This is a genomic window from Nocardiopsis sp. FR4 (genome assembly GCF_009830945.1).
Classification (GTDB): domain Bacteria; phylum Actinomycetota; class Actinomycetes; order Streptosporangiales; family Streptosporangiaceae; genus Nocardiopsis.
Genome location: NZ_ML776457.1, coordinates 1 through 21,962, shown reverse-complemented (window position 1 = coordinate 21,962; position 21,962 = coordinate 1). Strand labels below are relative to the sequence as shown.

The window sequence follows — 21,962 nt, the reverse complement described above, 5'->3', positions numbered from 1 at the left end:
TTTTTTTTTGTTTTTTTTTGGGGGGGGGGGCGGGGCCCCCCACCCCCGGGGGTCTGGTCGCACTTCGCCGCGCCGACGGCGGAATGCCGGCACCCCGTGCCACAGTTGAACCCTCGTTTCCTTCCTGGAGTAGGTCATGACATACCTCCTGGTCATCGGTACACGCAAGGGGCTCTTCACGGCGCGCAGCCAGGACCGGCGCGGATGGGAGGTGAGCGGTCCGCACCGCCTCGACGCAGCCGACTACGCCAGTATGGGCGCGGTGTACGCGGTCGGGATCGACCCGCACGGCGGACGGATCCTGGCCGGGGCGGAGAGCTCGCACTACGGACCGAGCGTCTGGCACAGCGACGACCTCGGCCGCACCTGGCACGAGCCGGCCTCGGTGCCCATCGCCTTCCCCGAGGACACCGGGGCCTCCCTCACCCGCGCCTGGCAGTTCGCCTTCGGCGAGGAGCCCGGCACCGTGTACGCGGGGGTCGAACCGCACGCGCTGTTCCGCTCCTCCGACGGCGGGACGCGCTTCGAGCTGGTCCGCTCCCTGTGGGACCACCCGCACCGCGAGAACTGGTTCCCCGGAGCGGGAGGGGGTGCGGTCCACACCGTCCTGCCCGGGCTCCTCGGCGCCGGAAACCGGGTTCCCGGCGCCCTGACGGTGGCGATGTCCACCGGCGGCGTCTACCAGTCCCGCGACGGCGGGGCGAGCTGGTCGCCCGCCAACCGGGGGATCTCGGCGGGATTCCTGCCCGACGAGGAACCCGAGTACGGGCAGTGCGTGCACAAGGTGGCCGCAGGGCCGGACGGCGTGCTCTTCGCGCAGAACCACCACGGCGTCTACCGCAGCGCGGACCCGGCCGGACAGGGGTGGACGGCCGTGGAGAAGGGACTGCCCACCGACTTCGGCTTCGCGGTGGTGGCCCACCCGCACCGGGCCGGGAGCGCGCTGAACTTCCCGGTGGTGAGCCAGGAGGTGCACCTGCCTCCGGAGCACCGGCTGGCGGTGTACCGGACCGACGACGGGGGCGGCGTCTGGCGCCCGTACACCGAGGGCCTGCCCGCGGACCCCTACTTCGGGATCGTACTGCGGGACGGCGCCTGTACCGACGGGGCGGACGTGCCCGGGTTCTACTTCGGCACCCGCGCCGGGGACGTCTACGCCGCCACCGACGACGACGGCGTCTGGCGTCCGGTGGCCGAGCACCTGCCCGACGTGCTCTGCGTCCGCGCGGCGGAGGTGTGAGATGCGGGTGACGGTACACCTGCCCGGACAGCTGCGGGCGGAGGCGGACGGCGCCGCGCACGTTCCGCTGGAGGTGGCCGGGGGCACCGCGCTGGCCGGGGTGCTGGACGCCCTCGTCGCCCGCCATCCCGGCCTGGACCGGCGGATCCGCGACGAGCAGGGGCGGCTGCGCCGCTACGTCAACGTGTTCGTGGACGAGGACGAGTGCCGGACCGTCGGCGGGCTGTCGGCCCCGGTCCGCGACGGGGCGGACGTGCGCGTCCTCCCGTCCGTGGCGGGTGGGTGAGGCCTCCGGACACGCCGCACACCGACGAATCCTCCGCCTCTTTGCCCCGCTCTGCCACTTTCCGAAATCCTGGAGCCGGATACTCGCCGAGAACCTCGCGTCCCGTCGTCCACCCCGCCCAGCTGTCATATTTTGTGGCGGTACACACCCCATCGACACATCCGCCACGGCTCAGACGGCGGCGGGCACCGAGGCGAGGATGGCCAACCAGATCAGCGCGCTCACGGAGTCCCTCCGGCACACGAGCGCCAGACACGACGTCCACGTCGACGCCGAGGAGGGGCGGATCGAGATCGTCGCGGCCCGCGACGCGCTGCGCGCGCTCTTCCGCCGGAGCCTGCGCTTCCAGGTCCTGCTGGACGAGCGCGTCGTCCGGTACGGCGGCGTGGGCGTCCCCTTCGACCGGGTCCGCCCGGAAAACCTGGTGGTGGAGGAGGGGCCGCGAACGACCGCTGTGCGCTTCCGCGGACACGGCATCGACACCGCCGTGGTCTCCGCGCCCTCCGGCGAACAGGACCGCCTGCGGGCGTTCCGTGAACGACTGTGGGACCTGCTCTCGGCCACCGACCCGACCGCCCTGGCCACCTACGGCAGCGACCTCACCCCCACCCAGTGGTGGCTCCTGGGTGCCTCCGCGGTCTTCGCCTCGGCCACCGGGACTCCCCCGGACAAGCTGGAGTGGCGCAACCCGCTGACGCGCCGGATGACCCGGCGGCTCCTGGAGGAGGGGTGGGACGTGCACTCCTGGCAGGAGGCGGCCGCACTGGTCGCGTGGCTGGTGGAGGCGGGCCACCGGCGCGACTTCACGCACGCGGCGAACGCGGCGGCCCTGCCCCCTCCGGCCCGGGCCGAGTACGAACGGCTGCTGGCCGCCGTGGGCGAACACCACGAGCGCGGCGACCTGCCCGACATCCCGGAAACCGACACCTCGGAGACCGACGCGCTGGTCCGGCGCCTGGTGTTCCTGCGCTGGGGCACGGCGGGCGGGCGGGCCGTCGACGCGCTGGACGCGATGCCGCACGCGGGACGCGTCCACCTGCCCGGGGGAGACCCGCTGATCGGTGACGTGTCCTGGTTCTCGTGGTCGCTGCGCACCGGTCCGAACTACTGGAGGGCGGAGCTGCACCGCGTCCGCCAGCTGACCGGGCGGCCCCCCGCGGAGGCGGCGGACACCCGTCTCTCGCACGACCACGCCTGGGCTTTGAGGCTGCTGCGGAGCTCCTACGGCCTGGGGTGGATCGAGGCGGAGGAGTGCTGGGAGCGCATGCTGCCGATCGCCCGGGCCGTCCAGGCCGCCTACTCCTCGTGGGAGGAGATGGCGCACTGTTTCCTGGAGTCGTACGAGCTGTGGGGCGGGCCGGACGCACCGCTCCTGGAGGGCTTCGCCGAGGCGGCCGACGAACTGCGCGCGTCGCCGAGGAGCCCCTGGCGGGCCGTGGCCTGGGAGCACCCCCTGCACCGCGACTGGTGAGGCGCCCGGGGTTCAGTCCCGCGCGCCGCGCCGGGCGGCCCGGTACCGCGACGGAGGGGTCCCGTAGTGCTCGGAGAACACCTGGCGCAGGGTCTCGGGGGAGCCGAACCCGCACCGGGCCGCCACCTCCGCCACCGGCAGCGAGGTGGCCGCCAGCAGGTCGGCCGCGGTCTCCAGGCGAACCCTGCGCACCAGCCGCCCGGGCGGGAGCCCCGTGTGGGCCCGGCAGAGCCTGCGCAGCTGGCGCTCGCTGACCCCGGCGACGCGGGCCAGGGCTGCGGGGCCGAGGTCCCCGGCCAGGTGGGCGTGGACGTGGTCCAGCACGCGGTGCACGAGGGCGTGGCCCGGGTCGGTCGCGGTGGCCGGGGAGCGCTGCGGCTGGTCCCCCGAGCGCCTGCGCTCGACGACCAGCACCCGCGCCACCAGCCCGGCCAGCTCCGGCCCGTGGTCCTGCTCCAGGAACTCCAGGGTCAGGTCCAGGGCGCTGGTGACCCCCGCCGACGTGGAGACCGGGCCGTCGTGGACGAAGATCGGCTCGGTGCGCACCGTGACCCGGGGGTACCTGGCCGCCAGCCAACCGGTGAGGTACCAGTGCGTGGTGGCGCTTCGGCCGTCGAGCAGCCCGGCGGCGGCCAGGAGGGTGGAGCCGGTGCACACGGAGGCGACCCGTCGGCTCTCCCGCGCCAGCCGGCGCAGGTGCGCGACGAGCAGCGGATGCGCGGCGGCGTTCTCGTGGCCCCAACCGCCGCTGACGACCAGGGTGTCGATCGGTCCGCGCATGGACTCGAGCGGGGCCTGGGCGACCAGGGTCAGTCCCGCGGAGGAGGAGAGCGGCCCGCCGCCGAGGGTGGCGAGCACGGTGTCGTAGGGGTCCCGGCCCCGGAGGATGTCGTTGGCCGCGGCCAGGGTGGACACCACCGACGCGATCTCCAGAAGCTCCGCGCCGTCGTATCCGACGACCACGACCCGGCGTGCTCGCATGCACCGATGCTAGACGGCCCCGGCGTCGCGGACCAGGTCCCCCGGGGTCCGGCCACGCGGTCCCCCGTCCCTGTCGGCCGGCGCCGGCCCGGGGCAGCGTGGGGGCATGACCCCGACACAGCCCTTCACCGCACCCGTCCCGCCGCCCCCCGCGCCGCCGGAGGCCGCGCGGGCCAGGCTCACCGCTCTGTGGCCCGCGCCGGTGGCGGCCACCGCGGCCGTCCTCACCGTCTCCGATGTGGCGGACGCCCGCTCGCTGGCCTACCTCCTGCTGTCCCTGCCCGTCATGTACCTGGCCATCGCGGTCACCCGCCGCGCCTGGACGAGCTGGCCCGTGGTGGTCGGCGTCCTGGTCGGCTACAACCTGCTGGAGGCCGTGGGCGTGGACCCGGTCCCCGTCCTGGTCGCGGCCGGGCTGGCGCTCGCCGTGTTCGGACTGGCGCACGGCTCCCTGCGCGGCCCCGGCCTGTTCGCGCTCCAGGCCCCGGCCCTTCCGGTCTTCGGCGGGGCGGCGGTGGCCGCCCTGTACGCGTCCCCCGGGGCGGCCCTGGTCATCGTCGCGCTCGGCCTGCTCGCACACGCGGCCTGGGACGCGTTCCACTGGTGGCGCGGCCAGGTCATCTCCACGTCCCTGGCGCAGTGGTGCATAGTCTTCGACACCGCCGTCGGCCTGGGCGTCCTCGTCCTGCTCTGAGGAGGCGCCCCCTACGGCGGCCGGCCTACCAGTCGGAGGGGGCGTAGTCCTTCAGGAAGCACCCGTGCAGGTCCTCCCCCAGCTCGCCCCGCACGATCGGGTCGTACACGCGCGCCGCCCCGTCCTCCAGGTCCAGCGGCGCGTGGAACCCCGCCTCGGCCAGCCGCTCCTTGTCCGGGTGCGGGCGCTCGTCGGTGATCCACCCGGTGTCCACGCTGGTCATGAGGATGCCGTCGGACTCCAGCATCTCCTGGGCGCTGGTGCGCGTGAGCATGTTCAGGGCCGCCTTGGCCATGTTGGTGTGCGGGTGCCCCGCGCCCTTGTAGCCGCGGCCGAAGACCCCCTCCATCGCCGACACGTTCACGATGTAGGTCCGGCGCGCCGGGGAGGCGGCCAGGGCGGGGCGCAGCCGGTCCACGAGCAGGAAGGGCGCGCTCACGTTGCACAGCTGCACCTCCAGCATCTCCACCGGGTCGATCTCACCGACCTTCCGCGTCCAGCTGTTCACCGGGGCCAGGTCGGGGACCAGGCCGCCCGCGTCGATCGCCGCCCCGGCGCGCACCCGCTCCATCGAGGCCGAACCGGTGGTGAGCGCCAGGGACGTGAGCATTTCCGGGGTGAAGGCGTGCCGGACCAGCGCGGACCCGCCGGGTTCGGCGTCGGACTCCTCCAGGACGCGCGGGCGCACGGCGCCCAGGACCAGCGGTTCCGGCAGCCCCTCGGCGAGCGGCTCGGCCTCGGCCTCGACCAGCGGCCCGTAGGACCCCGGCGGGCGGCGCACCGTCTGCGCCGCGTTGTTGATGAGGATGTCCAGGTGCCCCTGCCCGGCCACCGCGTCGGCCAGCCTGACCACCTGCGCGGGGTCGCGCAGGTCCACGCCCACCACGCGCAGCCGGTGCAGCCACTCGGCGCTGTCGGGCATCGCGGCGAACCGGCGCACGGCGTCGTTGGGGAAGCGCGTGGTGACCGTGGTGTGCGCGCCGTCGCGCAGCAGCCGCAGGGCGATGTACATGCCGATCTTCGCGCGCCCGCCGGTGAGCAGGGCGCGGCGCCCGGTCAGGTCGGCGCGGGCGGCGCGGCGCTCCCGGTTGAACGCCGCGCACGCCGGACACAGCTGGTGGTAGAAGGAGTCGACCTCGCGGTACTTCTCCTTGCAGATGTAGCAGGGCCGGGCCTTGCGCAGCACGCCCGCGAGGGCCCCGCCGCCCGCGGCGGTCAGGGCGCGGCCGCGGGTCTCGTCGTCGATACGGTCGGGGGCCGCGGTGGCGGTGGCGGCCAGCACGGCCGCGTCGTGCTCCCGGCGGGCGGCCTGGCGCTCCCTGCGCCGCTGTTCCTTGACTCTCTTGAACAGTCCGGCGGTGGCCCGCTGGAGCGCCACCGAGTCCGGGTGGTCGCTGGGCAGCCCGCCCGCCCGGGCGAGCACGTCCAGGCACAGGGCCAGCCGGTCCGGTTCGATGCCCTCCTGCGCCTCCGGGCCCGTGTTCGTCATCTGTGTTTCCGCTCCGCCGCCGCACCGGCTGCCGTTCCTCCTCGCCGCGGCGGCCGCCCCGCCACGACGGCCCCGCACCACCCGATACTCCCGGCTTGGGGCCATCAGGAACCTTATGCGCAGCCGCACACCACCGGGAGCACGAAGCGGTCGGGGTGAGAGGCGACCATGGGAGGGAAGACCGGTACCGGGGAGTACCGACACCGACATGTGGGACCTTCGGTTCCCACGGGCAGGGGGAGATTCGTGATCCAGCAGACGGCCGCGACGGAGGGGACCGTCCCCGAACGCGAGCTCGTGGTCCTGCTCGACGAGGACCACCGCCGCGTGGGGGTGGCCGACAAGGCCACCGTGCACACCGGGGACACCCCCCTGCACCTGGCCTTCTCCTGCTACGTCCTGGACGGGGAGGGCCGGGTGCTGATCACCCGCCGGGCCCTGGGCAAGACCACCTGGCCCGGGGTGTGGACGAACAGCTGCTGCGGCCACCCCGCCCCCGGCGAGGACGTCGAGGAGGCGGTGCGCCGCCGGGTCCGCCAGGAGCTGGGGATGGAGGTCACCGGTGTGCGGCCCGCGCTGCCCGACTTCCGGTACCGGGCGGTGTCGGCCGAGGGGATCGTGGAGAACGAGTTCTGCCCGGTGTTCTGGGCCCGCGCCCAGAGCGGGTCCGGGCCGCGCCCCGACCCCGGGGAGGTGGCCGAGTACGCGTGGACGGAGTGGTCGGACCTGGTGGCCGTGGCCGAGCGGACCCCCTGGCTGCTGAGCCCGTGGGCGGTCGAGCAGATCCCGCGCCTGGACGCCCTCTGAGCCCGGGGCCGCGGGCCGGTGGCACCGCGGGCCGCTCTGGGTAGGAACCCGTTGGCCGCCCCCGTCCCCTGGAGCTGAGCCCATGCCAGAACGCCCGCGCCCGGACGCGCTCGTCTTCGACGTCCTCGACACCCTCTTCCCGCTGGCTCCGCTGGAGTGGCGCTTCCGGGAGGCCGGGATCCCCCGCGTGCTCATGACGCGCTGGTCGGACCACCTGCTGCGCGACTCCTTCGCCCTGGCGCTGACCGGCGACGGCGGCTCCCCCGGGCCGGACCGCTCCTTCGGGGACGTGGTCCGCGGCGCGCTGCGGGACATCACCGGCCACCAGATCGCACCCTCCGCCGAGGACGCCATCCTCGACGGCATGGCCGGACTCGACCCCCGCCCCGAGGCGGCCGCCGCCCTGGGCGCCGCGCGAGCCGCCGGGCTGCGGGTGGCCACCCTGGGCAACCACGGCGACGCCCTGGCCCGCGGGCTGCTGGAGCGCGCCGGGCTGCTCGACCTGGTGGAGGAGGTGGTGGCCGCGGGCCCCGCCGCCCGGTGGAAGCCCGCCCCCGGGGCCTACCGCCTCGCCGAACAGGCCCTGGACACCCCTCCGGAGCGGTTGGCACTGGTCACCGCGCACGGCTGGGACACCGCGGGCGCCGGACGCGCCGGGTGGACCACCGGGTGGTCCGCCCATCTGGAGGGGCGCTTCCCCTCCGTCTTCGCCGAGCCGCACGTGCGCGGCCGCGACCTCACCGAGACGGTGGACGGGCTCCTGGCCCTCCCCTAGCGGCCGGGGAGGCCGCCGGTGCGCGCGGGGTCACCCGCCCCAGGAGTGGTCGTACTCCGGGTGGGTGCGGTAGACCGCCGCGAGGTACTTCACCGCCAGCCGCCAGGCCAGGAGCTCGGACCAGGGGTCGCCGCCGCGGTCGGCCCCCCGGAGGCGGGGGCGACCGGCCGGCGGGCCCGCGGCCAGCATCGGTTCGAGGGCGCGCATGCCCGCCCGGTGCGCCTCGACGTACCCGCGCAGGATCCCGCGTTTGGCGGCGACCTCCGCCAGCGCACGGTCACGGCCGCGGGCGCCCTCGGGGGCGGCCTTCGAGGCGCGCTCGTCCTCGTCCAGCCGCGCGTTCAGGAACTCGACGATGGTCACCGCGGACGACTCCTATCCTGCCCCGGCCGGCGTGCACAGGGCCCAGTATCGGCCATCCCCCCTGGTCTGGACAGCCCCCGAAGCGGCGGCCCCGTTCAGTCGCAGCCCTCGAACTGGGGCACGCTCGTCACGACCTGGAGGCCGGTCTCGCCGAACCACGTCTGCAGGAGGTCGCGGGCGGTGCCGTCCTGGTACATCTCACTGATGGCCTTGTTCACGGCCTCGCAGGCGCGCACGTCGCCGTGGGGCAGGCCGACTCCGTACTTCTCGTCGGTGAAGGGGTTGTTGACGAGGCGGAACGCGGAGGGCTCCTCCGCGAGGAAGCCCGCCAGGATGAGGTTGTCGGTCGACACGGCGTCCACGTCGCCCTCGCGCAGGGCGTCGATGCAGGCGCTGTAGCTGGGCGCCTCCATGGTCTGGACGTCGATGCCCAGGCCCTCGGTGATGCGCACAGCGGAGTAGGAGCCCTCTCCCTGGCAAACGCTGCGCCCCTCCAGGTCGCGCACCCCCCGGACGTCGGTGTCCTCGGCGCGCACCAGCACGTCCTGCTTGGCGACGTAGTAGGGGCCGCCGAAGGTCACCTGGGTCTTGCGGGCGGGGGTGATGGAGTAGGTGGCCACGACCATGTCCACCTCGCCGCTGATGAGCTTGTCCTCGCGCTCGGCGGAGGTGAGGCCGACGAACTCCACCTCCTCCGCCGGGACGCCGAGCCGTGCGGCGATGTAGAGGGCCACGTCCACGTCGAAGCCCTCGATGTTCCCGCTGCCGTCGTCCAGGCCCAGGCCGGGCTGATCGGCCTTGACCCCGACGGTCAGCGAGGTCGCGTCGACCAGTGACTGCTCCTCGCCCAGGGCCGCCAGGCAGGCGGACAGCCCGAGCGCCGCGGCGGCGGCCAGGGCGGCCGCGGCGGCGGTACGGCGGTGGCGAAACCTCATCGGACCGTTCCTTGTCTGTGCGGGGGGTGGGGGGTCGTCCGGTTCACCGGTACTCCGCGAGCCGGGGCCGGACCCCCAGCACGACCAGGGCCAGTAGCAGAGCGGCCACGGCGGGGAGCAGCCACGTCCACGGAGCGAGCACCGCGTCGCCGCGCCTGATGCCCTCGGCGAAGGCCCCCTCGTGCAGTTCGGTCAGGTCCGCCAGCGCGGCCTCGTAGGACTCGAAGGCCCCGTCCTCGGAGTCGGCGACGCCCATGCGGATGTCCACGGCCCCGGACAGGTCCCCCTCCTCCACGGCCGCGCGCAGCGCGCGGTCCTGGTCCTGCAGGGCGCTGTAGGACTCCAGGACCTCGGCGAGCGCGTCCTCCTGCCCGGGCAGCAGCGCGTCCTGGGCGTCCTGCCCCAGGTAGCCGAGCGTGCCGGGGTCCTCGGGGTCGGAGCCGTCCGACCCGGGCAGCACCGGGTAGGCGGCGACCACCCCGTCGACGGCCTCGTAGTAGGACTCCAGGTTCCGGGCGGGGCGGTACAGCACCTGCTGGGCCCGCTCCAGGTACACCTGCTGGTAGTTGTCGGCCAGGTCCCGGTCGAGCAGGTACCGGCTCTCGTCCGCCTGCATGTCGGTGGCGATCGCTCCGGCCCGGGACAGCGCCATGGCCGCGTCCAGGCCCTCCTCCTTGGCGTCGCGCTGGTGGCCGCCGCTGCTCACCAGGGCGGTGACCGCCCCGGCGACGAGCAGGAGCGTACCGGCCGTCGCGGCCAGCAGCGGGGCGTTGAACCTGCGCCGGAACCGCACGCGCAGGTACAGCTGGAGCGCGACCAGCGCGGCGACCGCCGCCGCGCCGAACGCGCCGACCCAGACCAGGCCGAGCGCGACGGCCGACTGACCCTCCTCGTGGTTGGCCCGCACGATCGCCGACGAGTCCAGGCCCAGGTTGAACGCCTTGGGCAGCAGTTCGGTGTGCATCAGCCGGGTGGCCCGGCGGTAGGAGTCCAGCGCGGCCCCGTCCACCCGGCCGGGCGGGGCCTCGGCCTCGTCGTTGAGCAGCCGGGCCTCGGTGGCCAGTTGCTCGTAGACGCCCATGCCGTCCAGGACCGCTTGGACGTTGAGCTCCTCCACGGTGTCGCCCTCGGTCAGGGAGGAGGCCTGGAGCAGGGCCTCGTTGGCCCGGGTCCGGCTGGCCTCGTAGCCGCGCAGGGCCTCCTCCCGGCCCGAACCCATGTCGTGGTCGGTGCCCATGAGCAGGACGTCGGCCGTGTGCGCGTCCATGTCGGCCAGCGCCAGGTACAGCTGGGTGGTCGCCATGGCCTGGGGGCCGGCGTCCCGGCCGAGCACGTGCAGGCCGTCACGGGCCTGGTTGAGCGCGGAGGTCGACGCCCCGAGCAGCCCGACCACGGTCACCACGCACAGCGAGGCCAGCAGCCACACCCGGGCCGGGGTGGTGCCCAGTCGGCCGCGGATCCGGGCCACCCGGTCGGACCGCCCCCTCCGGCCGCCGGGACCGGGGGGGACGGCGCCCCGGGGAGGCGCGCCGTGCGGTGCCCGCGGCGGCTCGGCGCGGGGGCGTCGCCGTGCCTGGTCGGAGCGGGGTGGTGTCAACGGGGTTCACCCCTTCTGGAGGATGATGACGGTCCATGCGCCGACGTAGATCCGGTCGCTGTCACAGAGGGGGACCTCCACGTTGGGGGTGACGGGGTTGCCGGTTCCGTTGATCGTGGTCCCGTTGGTCGATCCCGGGTCCAGCAGCGCCCAGGTGCCGCCGGGCCTGGCGAGGAGCACGGCGTGGATGTGGGAGATGGCGGGGTCCCCGCCGGGCCCGCCCAGGTCGATCTCGGGGGTGAAGCCGCGGGAGGCGCTGCGGCGGCCGATGTGCACGCGCTCGCCCCGCAGGGTCACGCGGCGCCGCGGGCCGCCCGCGGGGAAGCGGATCCGGTCGGGGTCGAGCATGCCCTGGTCGACCATGTACTGGTAGTAGGCGGGGTCGGCGGCCACCACGGCGCACCAGCGCGGTTCGTCCGGGGCGGAGCCCGCGCCGGAGCCGCCGCGGTGGCGGCTGCCGGACTGGGAGGCGAAGTCGAAGCCGCACTCCTCGCAGAACCGGCCCGCGCGGGAGGTGCCGCACTCGGGGCAGGGGCCGCCCCGGGGCGCGTCTGAGGGCCGGCGCGGCGCGGGCGGCCGTGCGGCGGCGCGGCCCGGTGCCAGCGGTGGTGTCGGCGGGGTCGGGTGGTGGTGTGCGGGGGGTCGGGGCGGCGGGGGGTGGGCCTGGAGGCGCAGTCCGCAGACGTCGCAGAAGTCGGTCGCCGTCGTTCGGTGCCCGGAGGGGCAACTCGGCATGGAATCCCTCCTACCCGGTTACGGGGGTGCCGCGGGTGCCCGGGCCGCTCCGTCTTGGCCGGGCCCGTGCGGTCCGGGCCGGGGCGGTGTCCTGGACCGTCCCGTCGGCCTCTTCGACGACGGGCCCGGGCCGGACGGTTCCGCTGACCGGGCCCTTCCGGGGTCCGGGGGCGTCCGCGCGGGCGTCCCACTCGCGTGTGTCAGGCACGGGGACCCCCTGCGGCCACCGGGATGACGACGACGGTGATGTTGTCCTTGCCGCCCGCCCGCAGGGCGAGGTCGACGTAGGTGCGGGCCGCCTCCCGGGGTCTGGCGCCCGCCTCGGGAACGGCGTCGGCCAGGTCCCGCGCCTCGGGGTAGTAGTTCCACAGGCCGTCGCTGCACAGCACGACGGCGCCGGGCCCGGTCGGGGTGACGGTGGAGATGTGCGCGTCGATCTCGCCGGAGTCGGCGCCCATCCAGGCGATGAGGGCGTGGGCGTTGGCCGAGCGCATGGCCTCCTCGCGGGAGAGCGCGCCCATCTGCACCATGGCCTCGCTCCAGGAGTCGTCCCGGGTCAGCAGGGCCGAGGCGCTGGCGCCCGGACCGCCGGAGAGCCAGTAGGCGCGGCTGTCGCCGACCCAGCCGACGGTGACGGCGCCCGTACCCGGGTCGACCACCGCGGACACGAAGGTGCAGGCGGGTGCGGAGCGCGGCGACTCGGCGATCGCGGCGACGGCCTCGGCCGCGCGGACCATGGCCGTCCCGGTGGCCTCGCGGGGGTCGGCGCCCCCGCGCAGCTGTTCGGCCAGGACGGTGGCGCCGGTCTCGGCGGTGATCCGGGAGGCCTCGTCCGAGCGCGGTGAGCTGGACACCCCGTCGCAGACCACGGCGCAGACCGTGCCGGGGGCGTGGGGGTCGTCGGCGCCGAGTACGCGCACGGCCATGGCGTCCTCGTTGCGTCTGTGCCGCAGCCCCCGGTCGCTGACCCCGGCGGCGGAGTGCGCGCGCACCTCGACGTGGTCGCGGCCGGTGGGCTGCAGGAGGCCGCACGTGTCGCAGTAGCCGTCGCTGACCCTGCCGGGGCACCAGGCGCACAGTCGGGGGTTGGTGGGCTGTACCGGGTTGCTGCCGCTGGCGGGCGGCGGCCAGTCCGGGATGTCCTCCGGGTCGTCGGACCGGACCGGCAGCGCGGGGACGTCACCGCGCCGGATCGGCTGGGTCGCCATGGGGTCGGTGCCGTTGCGCGGGCCGCGGGTGCGCGCCCGGGAGCCTCCGCCCGCGGCGTTCAGGCTCACCTGCGGGGCGGTCGGCGCGCCCTCGGCCGGGGCCAGGCCGGGGCGGCCGCCGCCGGCGGCCGCGTCGGGCGGCAGGGCACCGGCCAGGCTCACCTGCGGGGCCGTGGGCACCGAGTCGGGGTGCGCCTCCGCTCCGGTCGCGGTCTCCGCGGGGAGGGGGCTGCCGCACCCCTCGCAGAAGACGTCCTCAGCGGCCACCTTGTCCGAGCACGCGGGGCAGATCCGCACCTTGGTCATCGCCGTTCCCCCGTTCATCACAGCAGCGTCACCGGGCGCAGCGAGTTGGCCCTGTCGACGAGTTCGTAGCGTTCGGAGCGCACCGTGGCCCGCTGGGCCAGCGCACGGTAGCGGCGCTCCAGGTTGGTGCGCACCCCCTCCTCCGTGAGCGGGCCGCCGAGCAGCCGCTCGCCGGTCGGGGCGCGGCCTCCCGCGCCGAGCCAGGCCAGGGCCGACTCCAGGACCCGCGCCGCCAGGCGGTCGGCGGACTCCCGGTCCAGGCCGACGCGCTCCAGGCGCCGTCCGGCCCGCACGAAGTCGGCGGCCTCGCCCCCCTCTCGGGCGGCGAGCAGGGCGATCAGCGCGGTCTGGGCGTGCACGTGCAGGCTGGACAGCTCCGGAACGGTGTCCAGGACGGCGACGGCCTCGGCCCGGTTCCCCTGGGCCAGGCGGATGCGGGCCAGGCCGAACGCGGCGCTGACGAAGGAGTGGTCGGTGCTCCAGACCGTCCGGAAGTGGCGGGCGGCGGTGTCGTGGTCCCCGGTGCGCTCACAGGCCAGGGCCAGCCCCAGCTTGGGCGCGGCCTCCCCGGGCAGGTGGTCGTACAGCTCGTCGAAGTGGTCGCGGGCGTCGCGGAACTGGCCGATGCTGAGTTCGGCGACCGCCAGGTACCACATGGTGCGCCAGTCGCCGGGGACCGCCTGGCTGAACTGCTGCAGGGCGTCCATGGCCTCGCCGTGGCGGCCGACGGTGATGAGGGCGCGCGCCAGCATGAGCAGGGTCTCGGGGCTGGGCGCGGGCATGGTGCGCAGCGCGGGGACGAGCTCCTCGGGCGGGAGCGCCTGGAAGCCGCGCAGGTGCTGGGCGGCCGGGTCTCCCTGGTGGATGAGGGGGACGGGCAGCAGCGCGGCCGCGTCGGTGGGCGCGGGCGGGGCGAGCATGCGGTCGGCGTTGTGCACGCCGAGGTCGGGGCCGACGGTGACGTTCTCACCGCCGAAGAGGGTGGAGGCGGCCGGGTGCGGCACCCCCTCCAGGTCGGACAGGACCTCGCGCAGCACGCCGGTGAGCTGGTCGGCCATGTCGTCGGCGTCGTGGAAGCGCAGTTCCGGCTCGCGGTGCGTGGCGCGCCGCAGCAGCCGGTCGAAGGACTCGTGGCGCTGGAGCAGCGGCACCGTCTCCCTCGGCGGGATGCTGTGCGGGTACTCGCGCATGAAGCTGAAGCGGAAGCTGAGCACGGCCAGGGCGCGGCCCACCGAGTACAGGTCGGCGCTGACCGTGGGGCCGGGGTCGCGGAGCTCGTCCTCGGGCACCCGGTATCCGGGGGTGGTGTAGACGGGGCTGGCGGTGTCGTCCATGCGCCGCACGCCGCCCAGGTCGATGAGCTTGATCTGCTCCTCGCTCTGGATGACGTTGTCGGGCTTGAAGTCGCAGTAGAGCAGTCCCTTGGAGTGCAGGTATCCCAGGGCGCGCAGGACCTCCAGGCCGTAGGCGATGACCTGGTCCACCGGCAGGACGGCGTCGGAGTCGTCCCCGCGGCGCTCGACGAGCAGCTCGCGCAGGGACTTGCCGCCCACGTACTCCATGACGATGTGGCCGCCGGGGATGCCGGTCCGCGGGTCCGGGTGCTGGGAGAAGTTGATGATCTTGACGATGTTGGGGTGCTCGACCTCGGAGAGGAAGGCGCGCTCGGCCGCGGCGGCCTTGTGCGCCTCGGCGTCACCGGCGTTGAGCAGGCCCTTGAGTACCACCCAGCGGTCGTTGACGTTGCGGTCGCGGGCCAGGTAGATCCAGCCGAGGCCGCCGTGGGCCAGGCAGCCGAGCACCTCGTACTGGCCGCCGACCATGTCGCCCGGGGACAGCTTGGGGGTGAAGGAGAACTGGGTGCCGCACCTGCGGCAGAAGCCCTCGGTGCGGCCGGGCTGGCCGCCCCGGGAGCGACCGACCCGCTCGCCGCAGTTGCCGCAGAAGCGGTTCTTCTCCGAGACCACGGGGTTGTCCATGACCGCCTCGGCGGGGTCCCGGTAGGGGACGAGGGGCACCTCCACCATGCCCATGCCGAGCATGCCGCGGGAGGAGCGGCGGCTGCCGGGCCCCGAGCCGCTGCTGGAGGTGCCGGTCGTGGCGGCGATGCTGCCGGGCCCGGAGCGGCCGGAGAGCCTGACGTTGCCGGAGACGGGGTGGGAGTGCACGGGGTCGCCGCCGAGGGGGTCGGCGGAGGGGGCGGAGGACAGCCACTGGTCGAGGATCCCGCCCCGGGAGGCGGGGCCGGAGGAGCCTTGTGGCCCGGAGCCCTGGCGGGAGGGAGGGCCGTGGGAGCCCCGCGGCCCGGAGACCGGGGGCTCGGGCCGGGGGGCCGGGGGCTGGTAGGGCTGCGTCCGGACGGGGGCCAGTCCGCACACACCGCAGAGGCCGTCCTCGACCAGGCCCCGGCAGCCGGGGGCCGTGCATTGGGTCATCTGTTCACACCACCATCGCTCTCGCCGTCTGACGCGCCCGCGCCCGGTGTGGTTCTGTCCGACGGAAACCCGGTACCGCCGATTTCCTGGAGCGTGCGCTGGTACGAGGAGAGCGCCACGGTGGCCTCCCGCAGGTCGCACGGGGCGGCCCACAGTTCCCAGTGCGCCCTGCGGTACAGCCCGGCCAGCCGTTCGTCCTCGGCCAGGCCGAGCCGGGCCGCGTGGGCGCGGTAGGCGTCGAGGCGCCCGCGCAGCTCGGCGCGGCGCTCCAGGAGCCCGGTGAGGTTGGCCTCGCGCTCGCGCGCGTCGTCGGCGGCCTCGTGGATGGCGTGCTGTAGCTCGCCGAGGCAGGCGCCGAGTTCGCGCCAGCGGCCCTGGTCGCGCAGGAGGTCCATGCCGCCGACCCCGGCCAGCAGCAGCGGAACGGGGTCGGGCACCTCGACCGCCGCGGGCGAGGCGATCTTGGCGACCACCTGCTCGCGCAGTGCGCGGGCGCGGGCGAGCACCAGGCCCACGTCCGCGATGGCGTGGCGCAGCCGCTCGACGCTCTCGGCGTAGGAGTCGCGCATGCGCAGGGCGTCGCGGAGTTCACCGCGCACGCGCTCCAGCCGCAGGCGCAGCCCTTCGAGGGAGGAGGTGTCCACCCGTCCCCGCTCGACGAAGGCCAGGGGGTCGCGGCGGACCGTGGCGCCCACCGCCTCCAGGTCGGCGCGCAGGGACTCGTACTCTTCCTCCCCCAGCTCGACCATGTCGACGAGGGTGCCGACCTCCTGCCACATGGCGTCCAGCTCGGCCAGGCGCGGGTGGAGGGCGTCCCAGGCGGTCTCGACCGCCGAGATGACCTCGGTGGCCTCCTCGTAGTCGGCGGACATGCGCGCCACGGCTTCGGCGAGGGTGACGGACTCCCGGCCGGTGTACAGCGGCCCGCGGTCACGCAGCGGAACCTCCCGGGCGGGCAGCGCCACGGACGCCCCGTTGAGCAGGGCGGTCAGGTGCGCCTGGTCCCCCGGTCCGCCCGCCGACGCGCGCAGGTCCGCGATCCGGTCGACCACCCGGCGGAAGGCCTCGTAGACCGCCCGCAGGCGGTGGACGTGCCGGTCCGCGTGCTCCCAGCGCCGCCGGGTGCCCCCGACGAGGTCGGCGCCGCGGAGCAGCCGGTGCCCGACGTGGTTGTCCAGGTCGGTGAGGTTGAGGGCGATCCGGTCGGCCTCACCGCGCACGCGGTTCAGCGCGTGGTCGATGCCCTCCCAGCTCATGGGAGGCGTGCTCGCCCCTGACGCGCTGGTCACCTGCCGTGTTCCTTCCGGTGTTCCCGGTCGATGTCTCTTTACCTAGACAAGAGTCTGGCGCCGGCCCCCCGTAACCACAAGGGAGGGCGGCGTTTCCGACCGCGAACGGCCATCCGCCGCCGGGAGCGCTCCCGGCGGCGGTGCCGCCCGCGCGCGGTCCTACGCGGGGGCTGCGCCGGGTTCGCCGGACAGGGTGTCCAGAACGAAGCGCGCCCGCTCGGCGACCCCCGTGCGCGGGATCTCCACCAGCTCGTAGCCGCACCGCTCGTAGGCACGGACCATCGCCAGACAGGTGCGCTCGGCCTCCTCCGGTGACTGGTGGCGCTCGGTGTCGCCGACGAAGATCCGCGGCCACGGCGGGGCGACGAACACCTTGCGGTGGTAACGGAACAGGCGAGCCGCCTCGGTGACGTGCTCCGGGACGGCGAGGCCGCGCAGCAGTAAGTAGCCGACCATGTCGGGAACGCCCCGGTCGCAGAAGACCGGTCCGGGCAGGGCCGCGGACTCACGGTGTGAGCGCATGTCCCAGGAGAGCATGAGTTCGGCGAAGAGGGCGTCGTCGCGCCAGGCCAGGCCCCGGCCGCCGATCCGCCTCTGGTCCCGGATGATCGCCCGCCCGGCTTCGGTGGTGCGGGCGTACCCGAGCGAGGCCAGATGGTCGATCAGGGTCGTCTTACCCGCTCCGGGGCCTCCGGTGACGACGACGAGGTGGTCCATGCGTGCTCCGTTCGGTGCGGGCGGGCGCTCCCGTGCTCTTCGGAGGGCACACACGGGAGCACCGCTGTCGGATCCGGCCTAGGAGGGCAGCTCGGCCTCGACGAGGTCGGCCGCGTAGGAGGTGCCGCCCTTCCGGAGCCGGGCGCTGATGTCGGCGAGCCGGCGGGCGGCCTCCGGGTCGGAGGTCAGCTCCAGCAGCGCCGCGCGCAGCCGCGAGGGGGTGGCCTCCTCGGTGTCGAGGCGCCGGGCGACTCCCAGTTCGACCAGCCGGTCGGCGTTCTGGAACTGGTCGACCGCCTGCGGGACCGCGATCATGGGCACGCCGTGGTACAGGCCCTCGCTGCAGCCGCCCATACCGGCGTGCGTAACGAAGGCGTCGGCCTGGCTCAGGACGGACAGCTGCGGCACCCACGCACGGGTCTCGACGTTGTCCGGGATCCGGCCGAGGGCGGCCGGGTCCACGTACCTTCCGGTCTGGAGCACCACGTGCCACCCGGGCAGGTCGCCGAAGGCCTCCAGGCACGCCCGGTAGAACCCGGGCCGGTTGGTGTAGGCCGAGCCCAGGGACACCAGCAGCACCCTGTCCGCGTCCGCCGGGCGCCTCCACTCCCCCTGGTCGGCCCGCTCCCCCAGGCAGGGCCCGACGAAGGTGACCGTGTCGGCCACGGTGTCGGCGAACGGCTGCATCTCGCGCGGGATCAGCGCCAGGCACCGGTCCGGGCGACCGGGGAAGGAGGCGTGGTCCAGGTGGGTGACGCCGTTGTCGGCCAGCCAGGCGTCGAACCGGGCGAAGTACTCCGCGGCCCCGGGCAGGGAGCGCAGTCCCTCCATGGCGGTCCGCTCGTAGTCAGCCCAGGCCACGTAGGTGGGCGAGAGCTGAACGGAGGGGATGCCCCAGTCGAGCCCGAGGACCCGGGCGGGGTAGCCCGCGATGTCGTAGAGGAACAGGTCGGGCCGGTCGCCGTCGTAGGCGGCGCGCAGGACGGGCAGCTGCGCGACCGCCTCCCGCAGGAACACGTCCATCCCGCCGATCGGGTCGTCCGGCCACTCGCTGTCGTCCGCGGGCAGGGTCGTGGTGTAGGGCACGAGCTCGGCGCCGGTGCCGGTGACCGGGTCGGCCAGTACGGGGTCGTTGGCGTAGGTGACGCGGTGGCCGCGGTTCGCCAGTTCGCGGATGATCTCCAGGCTGGGCAGGGTGTGGCTGACGGCGGGCGTGCCGATCATGGCGATGTGGGCGCGACGGGTCATCGTTGCCTCCAGGAAGGGGTGTCCACGGGTAGGGGTGGGGAGCACCCGGCCCGGGAGGGGCGGGTGCGGCGCGGGACGCGCGCTCCTAGCCGTAGATCTGGAGGTGCACGGCCGCCATGCTAGCGGGGCCGGGGACGGTGCGCCGCTCCTTTTTCGCTCAGGGCTCCTCGGACCGGCGGGGGTGGTCCTCCCCGTCCGCGCCCGGTGCCCGGTGGCGGCCGCCGTGGTCGTCCTCCCCCTCGGGGCCGGGAGGTTCCTCACCGACCTCCCGCCACTCCGCGGTGCCGCCGTGGTCCTCGGCCTGTTCCCCGGCGCGGCCGTCCTCCTCCCAGGGACGGTAGGGCTCGTCCCCGAGCGGGTCGTCGTGCGGGCGCGGGAGGTCCCCCTCCGGTTCGGACAGGAAGGCGTCGGCGGCCCCGCGCAGGCGGAACCCGGCCACGGTCAGTACCGCGCCGAAGATGAGGGCGTACATGGCGACCACGAACATGACGGCCCCCGCGCCCGCCAGGGGCCAGAACCACAGCAGCAGGCCGAAGACGACCGAGAGCGCTCCGACGAAGACCAGCAGCCACTCGGAGCTGATGTGCGCGCGCAGCCGGATGGCGGTGACGATCTCGGCGACACCGGTGAGCACCGCCCAGAGGCCGATGACGAACACGAGCGCGAGGATCGCGGCCAGCGGCCACAGCAGCGCCACCAGGCCCACGACCACGCTGAGGACTGCCTGCGCCGCCAGCGGTGCCCGCGTCCCCGGCGCGGAGCGGTAGGCCGCGTACCCCAGGGCCGCGCCCTCGGCCAGGGCGTAGACGCCGAAGACGACCGCCAGCACCACCAGCGTCCTGTCCGGCCAGACCAGCGCGACCACGCCGAAGAGGACGGCGGCGAGTCCCCGCAGGACCACCACCCACCAGTTGCGGCTCATCTCGTCGAGCAGGTCACCGGCCAACGCGTACCGGACCATCGTCGCCACCCTTTCCGCGGCCCCGGGCGGGCCGCACCCTGCCCCTTCCCCCGGCGGCGCCTCCCAAGGCAAAACGTGTGCACAGTGCGGGGAAAGGCGGGGCCGCCCCGGACCGCCCGCCCCCGGTGGTACCCGGGCCGGTGCGGCGGGGAACGGGCGAACGCGCGAGCGCCCGCCCCGTCGGAACGGGGCGGGCGCCGCGGGCGCTCCTCGGGAGAGGGGCTACTCCTGGCCGGGCAGACGGCGCTCGGGCGAGCCGACGTAGTGCTGGCGCGGGCGGGCGATCCGGAAGGCCGGGTCGTTCAGCTGCTCCCGGTAGTGGGCGATCCAGCCGGGCAGGCGGCCGAGGGCGAACAGCACGGTGAACATGTTGTTCGGGAAGCCCATGGTGCGGTAGATGACGCCGGTGTAGAAGTCGACGTTAGGGTAGAGCTTGCGCTCGGTGAAGTAGGAGTCGGCGAGCGCGGCGGCCTCAAGCTTGAGGGCGAGCGAGAACAGCTCGTCGGGGTTGTCGTCGCGATCGAGGATCTGGCTGGCCAGAACCTTGATCTCCTTGCTGCGCGGGTCGAAGTTCTTGTAGACCCGGTGGCCGAAGCCCATGAGGCGCATCTCGCGGGCCTTGACCTTCTCCAGGAAGTCCTCGATGGAGATGCCCGAGTCGCGGATCTGCTCCAGCATCTCCAGGACGGCCTGGTTGGCGCCGCCGTGGGAGGGGCCGGACAGGGCGTTGACGCCCGCGGCGATACTGGCGTAGATGTCGGCCTGCGAGGAGCCCACGACGCGCACCGTGGCGGTGGAGCAGTTGAGCTCGTGGTCGGCGTGCAGCACCAGCAGCATGCCGACGGCCTGGTTGAACAGGTCGCCCAGCTCGCTGTCGGCGTGGACGTCGCCGAAGGTCATCCGGATGAAGTTGTCGACGTAGTCGAGCGAGTCGTCCGGGTTGATCGGCTTCTCGCCGATGGAGTTGCGGTAGATGCGGGCCGCGATCGTCGGCAGCTTGGCCAACAGCCGGATCGTGGCGAGCTCGACCTGGTCCTCGTCGCCGGGGTCGACGCTGTCGTCGTAGTAGGCGGCGAGCACGTTGACGGCGCTGGCCAGCAGCGTCATCGGGTGGCCGTTGCGGGGCATCGCGTCGATGAACGCGCCCATGTCGGCCGGGATGTCCGCGTTGTCGCGGAGCTTGTCGGAGAACTCCTTGAGCTGGCCGGGGTCGGGCAGCTCGCCGTAGATCACCAGGTAGGCGACCTCCAGGAAGGTCGCGCCCACGGCGAGGTCCTCGATCGGATACCCGCGGTAGCGCAGGATGCCGGCGGCCCCGTCGATGTAGGTGATCTTCGAGCTACACGAAGCGGTGTTGCCGAACCCCGGGTCCAGGGTCGTCATACCGGTGGACCCCAGCAGGGTCTTCAGCTCGATGGTGCGCTCACCCTCGGTACCGGTGAACACCGGCAGCTTCAGCACGCCGCCCTCGTAGTGGAGCTCCACCGTGCGCTCTTTGTCGTCTTCGCTCATGCCCGAGGTCAACCTTTCCAGGCGGGGGATACGTGAGGTGCGTCAGACGCGGGGCGGTCCGCCGCCACGTTCCTGCTTCACTCGTTATTGTTCTGTTTTGTTAAACGACGGTTAAGCAAAAGCATATAAGTTTCACCGATTCACGAACAGGTGACGTGCAACACATACCCACATGTGAGCAGAATTACCGCTCGGTGAAGTTTTACAAACTTTGCCGACCGTCGATTACTCCGTGATCACCCTGAGACGTCGCGGGCGGACCGGGGGGTTCTCCCCGGAACCGCACTGCCTCCTGTACCGGTCCCCTGAGGCGTCCGCCGCCCGCCCGAACCCGCCGTCGCGGTCGCCCCTTCACAGAAGTGGACAAAGCCGCGCGAAGCTCGGTGCGTACGAGTGTCCGAACGCGCCCTAGTGGCCTTCTCTCAGGGTACCTTCGCCCTGATCACGGGACCTGACGCGGGGTCCCCGCGAACCGGTGATCTTGGCCTCTGCCTGAACCCCCGCAACCTCAGCAGCCCCTCCGGGCACAGCGGCGGAGGGCCGGGATGGCCGGAGACTGTGCGCCGGGCACGGAAGTTCACACCGCCGCGCGCCCGGGCCGGGCCGGGCGCGGGGAAGCCGCCCGGAAGGGGCGCGCGGGGCCCCGGGAATTCATCCTGGGCCACCATCGGATGAGACGAGGAGTCACCGGCATTCACCGGGAGTAAACACCGTATGGGCGCTTAGCCGGAAAAGGCGGCGCCCGGTCGCACCAGGCCGCCCGGGGACGCCCGAGGGCTCACTCGCCCTCGTCGACGCCTCCGGCCAGGAGGGGCTCCATGAACAACTCCGGGTGGTCGCGCTCGATCACCCGCAACCGCCACTTGTTGTGCACCAGCACCAACAGCTCACCATCACCCCGACGCCTGAGCAC

19 protein-coding genes are annotated in these 21,962 nt (G+C 74.0%); 6 read left to right on the top strand and 13 right to left on the bottom strand.

Annotated features, from left to right (window positions below; translation table 11 throughout):
- The first annotated feature begins 136 nt into the window (after positions 1-136).
- The 3 genes from FYW95_RS04340 (at position 137) to FYW95_RS04330 (ending at position 2,997) form a co-directional block, all read left to right on the top strand.
- Positions 137-1,240 (top strand): WD40/YVTN/BNR-like repeat-containing protein, encoded by a 1,104-nt coding sequence (locus tag FYW95_RS04340; protein ID WP_159944845.1) that lies wholly within the window; start codon positions 137-139, stop codon positions 1,238-1,240.
- Position 1,241: 1 nt separating this feature from the next.
- Positions 1,242-1,526, top strand: a complete 285-nt coding sequence (locus FYW95_RS04335; protein WP_159944846.1) for a MoaD/ThiS family protein — start codon at positions 1,242-1,244, stop codon at positions 1,524-1,526.
- A gap of 199 nt (positions 1,527-1,725) precedes the next feature.
- A complete protein-coding gene (locus FYW95_RS04330; protein WP_159944847.1) occupies positions 1,726-2,997 on the top strand; it encodes a DUF1266 domain-containing protein in 1,272 nt (423 codons plus the stop codon).
- A gap of 12 nt (positions 2,998-3,009) precedes the next feature.
- On the opposite strand, the gene FYW95_RS04325 is transcribed toward FYW95_RS04330, so the two are convergent.
- Positions 3,010-3,978 (bottom strand): GlxA family transcriptional regulator, encoded by a 969-nt coding sequence (locus FYW95_RS04325; RefSeq protein ID WP_159944848.1) that lies wholly within the window; start codon positions 3,976-3,978, stop codon positions 3,010-3,012.
- Between the two features lie 106 nt (positions 3,979-4,084).
- On the opposite strand from FYW95_RS04325, the gene FYW95_RS04320 reads away from it, so the two are divergent.
- Positions 4,085-4,672, top strand: coding sequence for a hypothetical protein (locus FYW95_RS04320; protein ID WP_160050023.1), 588 nt, complete (start codon positions 4,085-4,087; stop codon positions 4,670-4,672).
- 25 nt (positions 4,673-4,697) lie between these two features.
- Here the strand turns inward: FYW95_RS04320 and FYW95_RS04315 are convergent, their stop codons facing one another.
- Positions 4,698-6,161, bottom strand: coding sequence for an SDR family oxidoreductase (locus FYW95_RS04315; RefSeq protein WP_159944850.1), 1,464 nt, complete (start codon positions 6,159-6,161; stop codon positions 4,698-4,700).
- A 246-nt stretch (positions 6,162-6,407) separates the two neighbouring features.
- On the opposite strand from FYW95_RS04315, the gene idi reads away from it, so the two are divergent.
- Both idi and FYW95_RS04305 read left to right on the top strand, forming a co-directional pair.
- Entirely contained in the window at positions 6,408-6,968 is a 561-nt protein-coding gene (gene idi, locus FYW95_RS04310) for an isopentenyl-diphosphate Delta-isomerase (RefSeq protein ID WP_236568022.1), read from the top strand.
- 82 nt (positions 6,969-7,050) lie between these two features.
- Positions 7,051-7,743 (top strand): HAD family hydrolase, encoded by a 693-nt coding sequence (locus FYW95_RS04305; protein ID WP_159944852.1) that lies wholly within the window; start codon positions 7,051-7,053, stop codon positions 7,741-7,743.
- Positions 7,744-7,773: 30 nt separating this feature from the next.
- On the opposite strand, the gene FYW95_RS04300 is transcribed toward FYW95_RS04305, so the two are convergent.
- The 11 genes from FYW95_RS04300 to FYW95_RS04250 all read right to left on the bottom strand — a co-directional run bounded on the left by FYW95_RS04300 (position 7,774) and on the right by FYW95_RS04250 (position 21,049).
- Positions 7,774-8,106, bottom strand: coding sequence for a DUF6221 family protein (locus tag FYW95_RS04300; protein WP_159944853.1), 333 nt, complete (start codon positions 8,104-8,106; stop codon positions 7,774-7,776).
- A gap of 95 nt (positions 8,107-8,201) precedes the next feature.
- A complete protein-coding gene (locus FYW95_RS04295; RefSeq protein ID WP_159944854.1) occupies positions 8,202-9,041 on the bottom strand; it encodes a glutamate ABC transporter substrate-binding protein in 840 nt (279 codons plus the stop codon).
- A 43-nt stretch (positions 9,042-9,084) separates the two neighbouring features.
- Positions 9,085-10,509, bottom strand: a complete 1,425-nt coding sequence (locus tag FYW95_RS04290; protein WP_236568023.1) for a hypothetical protein — start codon at positions 10,507-10,509, stop codon at positions 9,085-9,087.
- A 135-nt stretch (positions 10,510-10,644) separates the two neighbouring features.
- On the bottom strand, positions 10,645-11,373 hold the full coding sequence (locus FYW95_RS04285; protein WP_159944856.1) for an FHA domain-containing protein: 729 nt from the start codon (positions 11,371-11,373) through the stop codon (positions 10,645-10,647).
- Positions 11,374-11,573: 200 nt separating this feature from the next.
- A complete protein-coding gene (locus FYW95_RS04280) occupies positions 11,574-12,887 on the bottom strand; it encodes a PP2C family protein-serine/threonine phosphatase (protein ID WP_159944867.1) in 1,314 nt (437 codons plus the stop codon).
- Positions 12,888-12,904: 17 nt separating this feature from the next.
- Positions 12,905-15,322, bottom strand: coding sequence for a serine/threonine-protein kinase (locus FYW95_RS04275; protein ID WP_159944857.1), 2,418 nt, complete (start codon positions 15,320-15,322; stop codon positions 12,905-12,907).
- On the bottom strand, positions 15,319-16,578 hold the full coding sequence (locus FYW95_RS04270) for a hypothetical protein (protein ID WP_159944868.1): 1,260 nt from the start codon (positions 16,576-16,578) through the stop codon (positions 15,319-15,321). The genes FYW95_RS04275 and FYW95_RS04270 overlap by 4 nt, the downstream gene beginning before the upstream one ends.
- A gap of 192 nt (positions 16,579-16,770) precedes the next feature.
- Entirely contained in the window at positions 16,771-17,328 is a 558-nt protein-coding gene (locus FYW95_RS04265) for an AAA family ATPase (RefSeq protein ID WP_159944858.1), read from the bottom strand.
- A 78-nt stretch (positions 17,329-17,406) separates the two neighbouring features.
- Positions 17,407-18,576 (bottom strand): macrolide family glycosyltransferase, encoded by a 1,170-nt coding sequence (locus FYW95_RS04260; protein WP_160050022.1) that lies wholly within the window; start codon positions 18,574-18,576, stop codon positions 17,407-17,409.
- Positions 18,577-18,733: 157 nt separating this feature from the next.
- Complete coding sequence (locus tag FYW95_RS04255) at positions 18,734-19,537, bottom strand: HdeD family acid-resistance protein (protein ID WP_160050031.1); 804 nt, start codon at positions 19,535-19,537, stop codon at positions 18,734-18,736.
- Positions 19,538-19,759: 222 nt separating this feature from the next.
- Positions 19,760-21,049: a citrate synthase gene (locus FYW95_RS04250; RefSeq protein WP_159944860.1), complete on the bottom strand. Its 1,290-nt coding sequence runs from the start codon at positions 21,047-21,049 to the stop codon at positions 19,760-19,762.
- Positions 21,050-21,962 lie beyond the last annotated feature (913 nt).